6 protein-coding genes are annotated in these 5,101 nt (G+C 49.1%); 2 read left to right on the top strand and 4 right to left on the bottom strand.

All coding sequences use genetic code 11. From position 1 onward, the window contains the following. Nucleotides 1–177: 177 nt before the first annotated feature. Nucleotides 178–657, bottom strand: a complete 480-nt coding sequence (locus J4G02_22400) for a hypothetical protein (GenBank protein ID MCE2397262.1) — start codon at nt 655–657, stop codon at nt 178–180. Between the two features lie 534 nt (nt 658–1,191). Between J4G02_22400 and J4G02_22395 the strand changes: the two genes are divergently transcribed. Beyond that, nucleotides 1,192–1,548: a hypothetical protein gene (locus J4G02_22395; GenBank protein MCE2397261.1), complete on the top strand. Its 357-nt coding sequence runs from the start codon at nt 1,192–1,194 to the stop codon at nt 1,546–1,548. 489 nt (nt 1,549–2,037) lie between these two features. Here the strand turns inward: J4G02_22395 and J4G02_22390 are convergent, their stop codons facing one another. From J4G02_22390 to J4G02_22380, 3 genes are all read right to left on the bottom strand, one after another. Then, nucleotides 2,038–2,592 (bottom strand): hypothetical protein, encoded by a 555-nt coding sequence (locus tag J4G02_22390; protein ID MCE2397260.1) that lies wholly within the window; start codon nt 2,590–2,592, stop codon nt 2,038–2,040. Nucleotides 2,593–2,697: 105 nt separating this feature from the next. Then, entirely contained in the window at nt 2,698–3,285 is a 588-nt protein-coding gene (locus J4G02_22385; protein ID MCE2397259.1) for a hypothetical protein, read from the bottom strand. A gap of 129 nt (nt 3,286–3,414) precedes the next feature. Then, nucleotides 3,415–3,615, bottom strand: a complete 201-nt coding sequence (locus J4G02_22380; GenBank protein ID MCE2397258.1) for a hypothetical protein — start codon at nt 3,613–3,615, stop codon at nt 3,415–3,417. A 184-nt stretch (nt 3,616–3,799) separates the two neighbouring features. Between J4G02_22380 and J4G02_22375 the strand changes: the two genes are divergently transcribed. Further along, nucleotides 3,800–4,510, top strand: a complete 711-nt coding sequence (locus J4G02_22375) for a helix-turn-helix domain-containing protein (protein MCE2397257.1) — start codon at nt 3,800–3,802, stop codon at nt 4,508–4,510. Nucleotides 4,511–5,101 lie beyond the last annotated feature (591 nt).

Raw genomic sequence — 5,101 nt, 5'->3', positions numbered from 1 at the left:
CACAATGCCATAATACCGTCCCCCGCGCTTCTTAGTTTGGTTTTGTAGATCTGAGATTGTGTAGTGTTCAGCGCATCCTTATCAAGGGCGTTGGTCGGGATTCGGAGATCCTTCCTACAGGAGAATTAAATGACCCGGTGACAGATAGGGGCACAGGGTCAGGCACGGCTCCTCCCTTCATAACCCCCTAATAATATCCGCTCCCTCCGTCCTACCCAGCTCCGTGAGTCGCCAAGTGAGCCACGTCCGTTCCCCCGGAATCCGTTCAGCGATCCCCAAGCTCTCCAGCGTAACCTGCTTCGACTGCGATGGCTGGCACATCAAAGGGCGGGTGCAGTTGAAGCCGACCGCTTTCTCAATCGTCGCGCGATACACCGGCTCCGATTGAACTTCAAGGAATCGATAGATTTCGAGCATTTTGTCTATCGTCCCCCGTTCCAGCCCTTTCGGTTTACCTTTGACCCCGTTTGTAGGGGCACTGCCGCGTGTGGAATACGAATCTGTGATCGGCTGCGTGCTCGGCTCCAACTCGCGGAGGAAGAAGGCGTCACGGATCCCGTCTTTGAACTCCAGGATAATCGGGTCGTCGCACGGGCAAGGGATCAGTTTCCCAATTCCACCCGTCTTAACGACACGGTAAGTCAGTGATTGGGACATAATCGCTCCTTTCTGATGCGTAGAAACAGATAATACGTAAGGACTTGACAGACCGTACGCATTACGTTTTACTTATTATTCTTTTCTGAGTTATCCACAGGTTATCCACAATTTGCGGCATTTTGACACCGATGTCAAAATGCCGCAAAATTAAAATCGCCGAAACCCTTGTGATTATTGAGTCCGGCGAGTTATCCACAATCGTCTAATAAAGCTTTAAGAACTTCCTAATAAAAATTTAATATCCGGCAGCCTAGAAAATTTGGTTAAGGGGAAGAAGATTAGTTCATTGAAGTTACGGCACACGGAGAGTGCCTACTACTATAGGGTGCATTGGTTCATTAGAATTGAGCTAGGTTTCACAGTCCCCGACGATACACCTGTCGCCCCGTTGGGGTTGGTGAGATGCCGCTGGTGGAGGGTACAGATTTTGTTAAGGGGTGCGTTTGCCTCTTTTAATTCTCGTTGCGTTTTCATGGTTGAAACTGCTATAGTGTTTATATGCCTACATGAAGGGAACAAGGAGGAGTCGCTATGAAAACCACACAGACCCACGCTGACCCAAAGACTGATACTGAAAACACGTTAGTTCGGGGTGTTGAAGCCCATAAAGTGGGTGAAGCCGAGCAGATTCTGAAGGAATTTCAACGGGCAGTCAGCCAGATACCGGAAGTCCAACAAGTTGTCTATAAACAATATAAGAAAAGCATTGAGTTCATCGTTACCGTTGACCGTATCCGACGAGAACTCTCCGGCCAGCTATCTCAAATTGAATTCCGATTCTACGATGAGTACACTGATTGGTTCTTTAACTTTGAACATATTGGTATTCGCACTTTTTCCGAATGGCCTCTAGACGGATACGTTAATCTGTTCAGTCGTGAATCATAATGCCGACCTTTGAAGAACACCGTCAAAAATGCGACATAGCTAAATCTACTCAACTCACTCTACAGGCAGCGGATCCACACGAACACGCAGATTGGATTGTTATCACCGCTTTCTATCAAGCATTACACTGGGTTGATGCATTTTTTGCCCTTGATAACTACCACCCAGGGGGCACAGTAAACGTAAGAATGCTGTCTACCGACATGAAGATCTTAGACCAATCCGTGGTAGCTATGCTAACCTCTACAACGCGAGTATCTATGCTCGGTATGAACCGGCAACCTTCAAAGAGACACCCGATATAGTCGAAGCATTGCTTGAGGAAGATTTGGCTTCGATAGTCACACATATATAGTAAACACGAGAAATAAGGAGACAAAGTCCCCCTGACAAGGGGGATTTAGGGGGTTGGTTCTGCATTGAAAGTGTATCAATAATTCTAAACTTTACTATAAATGAGTTAATTGACCAATCCCAAACCTGAAACTTTTACTCCGCAATCGGGGCATATAGATCCAGTTTCTCTTGGAGATGCCCGAATCCCTTCGCTTTCGGATAGAACCGCTTCTCCTTTGCACGTTCCACTATTAATGCCTCATAGAGCCTGCACACCGCTCCAAACGGCAACGGTGCCGTCCTGCCCTCCGATTTCTCGTTAATCCGCTCCCGCAACGCCTGATAAAAGTGCCGTTCCTTCTTTTCGTAACTCTGTTGAGCAGCTAACTTCTGGATCAAGCCTTGATGCGGGATAACCCCCATAAAGTCGCCCGACTCTTTCATGAAGATTAGCCCCGCCGCCTCCAGTTCTGCGACCCCTCGATAGACACTCCTGAGCGTAATCCCCCAATACTCCGCGATCCGCGAGTAGCTGAGCCGGTGCGTGATGCCGCTGGCGAGATTGCAGTTGAAGTTGATGTAGAGATACACCTTCATCGCAGAGTAAGAGAGTTCTGTGCCGATCGCATGTATCGCGTTTTCGTGAATACGCGTGTACCGCAGCGCGACGGTTCGTTCCTCTCCGTTTTGGGGGTTAGTAAGGTTCATTCAATCCTCTCTGTGCAACGGCTGTTTAATCTTTCAGGGATCGCAGATGGTCGTAAAAGTAGGTGAAGCCGTGGAAGGTGACCTGAGCCTGATGTAGCAGGGAATTCAGGGCACGGTTCGTAAGGGACTTGGGAAAGCCGAGTGCGTCGAGGTCCTCGATCCGGGCGGGAGCAGCATAAAGCCGAGCCAAGATTGCCTGTTGGCACCGGTCTGCTTCGTGCTGCAGCTTTTCCTTGAATCCGATTTCGATGGAAGTCGCTCTTGGTCTGGACATTGTTCCTCCTCCCCAGCTTTGAACCGGACGATCCGATCCGCAAAAATCTCCCGCGACTGAAACATCGCCTGTACCTCCGCCGCTGCAATTGCCCATTCACGTTGGGAACAGCCGGACATTTTTCGGCCTAATCGCTGATCGGACTGTGAATCTTCGTCGCTGTGAAGGTTGGCACAATTTGTGGTGTCAGGAGCGGCTGTGCCGAACCGCTTGGCATAATACCACCGCACATCGTCACCAGACACCCCATGCTGTTCCAGTTGAGTACGCATCGCGTTCAGAAACCCGAAGAACCGCCGGCGATCCACGGCGCGATCATCGGGCGCTGGCGGCGGTGGTGCCGAAGGGTTCTCGTCCGTCGGGGCGACCGTCGTAACCCATCGGTGCCCTTTCGGCCCATTAAAGAAAATCGTCCTCATCTCTCTTGTCTGCGAAGACCTCCGCGAATCACCACGAATCAAAAAGATTAGCGAAGATTGGCGTAGATTAGCGGATGCTTTCTACACCTCTATTCACGTTTCACGTCCGGAACCCATACCAGTCGCCCATCAATTGTTACAACAGAGCCGTCGAATGATCCGTTCGGACACCATCAGGGTTTGGCTCAGTTTTGTGATTTCAGCTTCTCGGAACCGGCGTCGATTCTTCAGCTTGTTGCAGAACGACTGCTCGGAGATGCCCAAGCACTCGGCGATATAGTTTTTGCGGAGTCCACTCTCGTTGATGAGTGTCTCAAGTGAAAAGTCCACTTTTCGGATTGCTCCTTGAAAAATTTGCGGAAGTGTGCAATAATATAGTTTCAGTGGAAAACTGTCGCCCCGTTTGGGCGTAAATCTTACTACACACTTCCTTATTAGAGAATTATATCACTAAAAGGGGAGTTTGTCAATATGGTTTTATGGTGAAGTGAATAATTTCTCTTGAGGTGATATTATGAGTCTGTTAATTGATGAACTGATGTTGGAGTGTAAGCGGAAGGGGATAAAAATTACGCAAAAGGACTTGGCGGAAGCCGCTGGGATTGGGCAGACCGCCATCCATAAAATTGTTCGCGGGGATACGCAGGCACCGAAGCCGCAGATCCTGGTGGCGATCGCGGATTGCTTTACGGAAGCACTCAATCGGCGGATCACGGTCGATGACCTGATTGCGAAGGACGATTCGCCCCCTCGAACGTTGGCAACCCTTCGGAACCCGTTCAAGATTGGTAACTGGACGCACTTGGACGAGGCGGAACCGGTGACCGATGACGATTTCGTCGCGGTGCCTGTCTTGGGCGACATCCCGTGCGGTGACTTGGATCAGGTGGGTCAAGGAGATATTGTGGGTTATCAGCATGTATACCGAGACAAAATTGGGAGAGGTCGGTTCTTTCTGCGTGCCAGAGGCGACTCAATGGCGCCGCTCATCCTCGATGGCGATCTGCTCCTCATCGAGCCGGGACCGGAGTGGAACAACAAGACGGTTGTCGCTGTGTATATGGATGGGCATGTGACGTGTAAACGACTCTACCTCTACGATCACAGCGCGGCGTTGGTGTCCGCGAACCCGAACTATGCGCCGATTGTTGTCACGGAGGAGATGATTATCCTTGGGCGGGTGATAAAGATTGAACGGAACTTGGTGGAGGGGTGGCAGCCGTAAGGGATTTATGATAGTTGAGCTGTGTGATGTATAGTTCTGACTGTTAGACACTTTTCAATATTCTACTTCGATACGAGGTGTATAGATGTCCCAAGAAAATAGTTGGTTCAATCCTCCGCCTGATGACGCGGTGTTATGGCGATATATGGACTTTACCAAATTTATGTCTATTCTAGCAGAGAAATCCTTGTTTTTTACTAGAGTAATCTAAGTTGCTAGTTATTAAAAATCCATCAGAACCTGTAGGTCGAGATTCAACCTACAGAAATGATACAATTCGTACGGGGATTAGGGGTTGTTGGTTTGAATATGCCGACAACTAGCAACTTGCGTTAGAGTAACGCAAGTTGCTAGTGTTTATGTAACGATGAGTGTAATCATAGTAGCTAAGAGAAATAAAACGACTTTTATCTCAAACCCAGCGGCAGTGACCGCATGAATAGAGCGAGGTAGGCTGAACTTACCCCCATCCTTTAGACAGCCAAGGGGTATATTTAAGGTGGCAAATCAGGCTGTCTGTGTCCGGGTAAAACGCCAGAAATTATTGGAAATAGACCTCGTGTGGTGTTCGATAATTAAGTGCTTGATGAA

This window comes from Candidatus Poribacteria bacterium, assembly GCA_021295755.1.
Taxonomy (GTDB): domain Bacteria; phylum Poribacteria; class WGA-4E; order WGA-4E; family PCPOR2b; genus PCPOR2b.
Note: the sequence above shows the minus strand (reverse complement) of the source record. Positions and strands in the feature narration are given on the sequence as shown.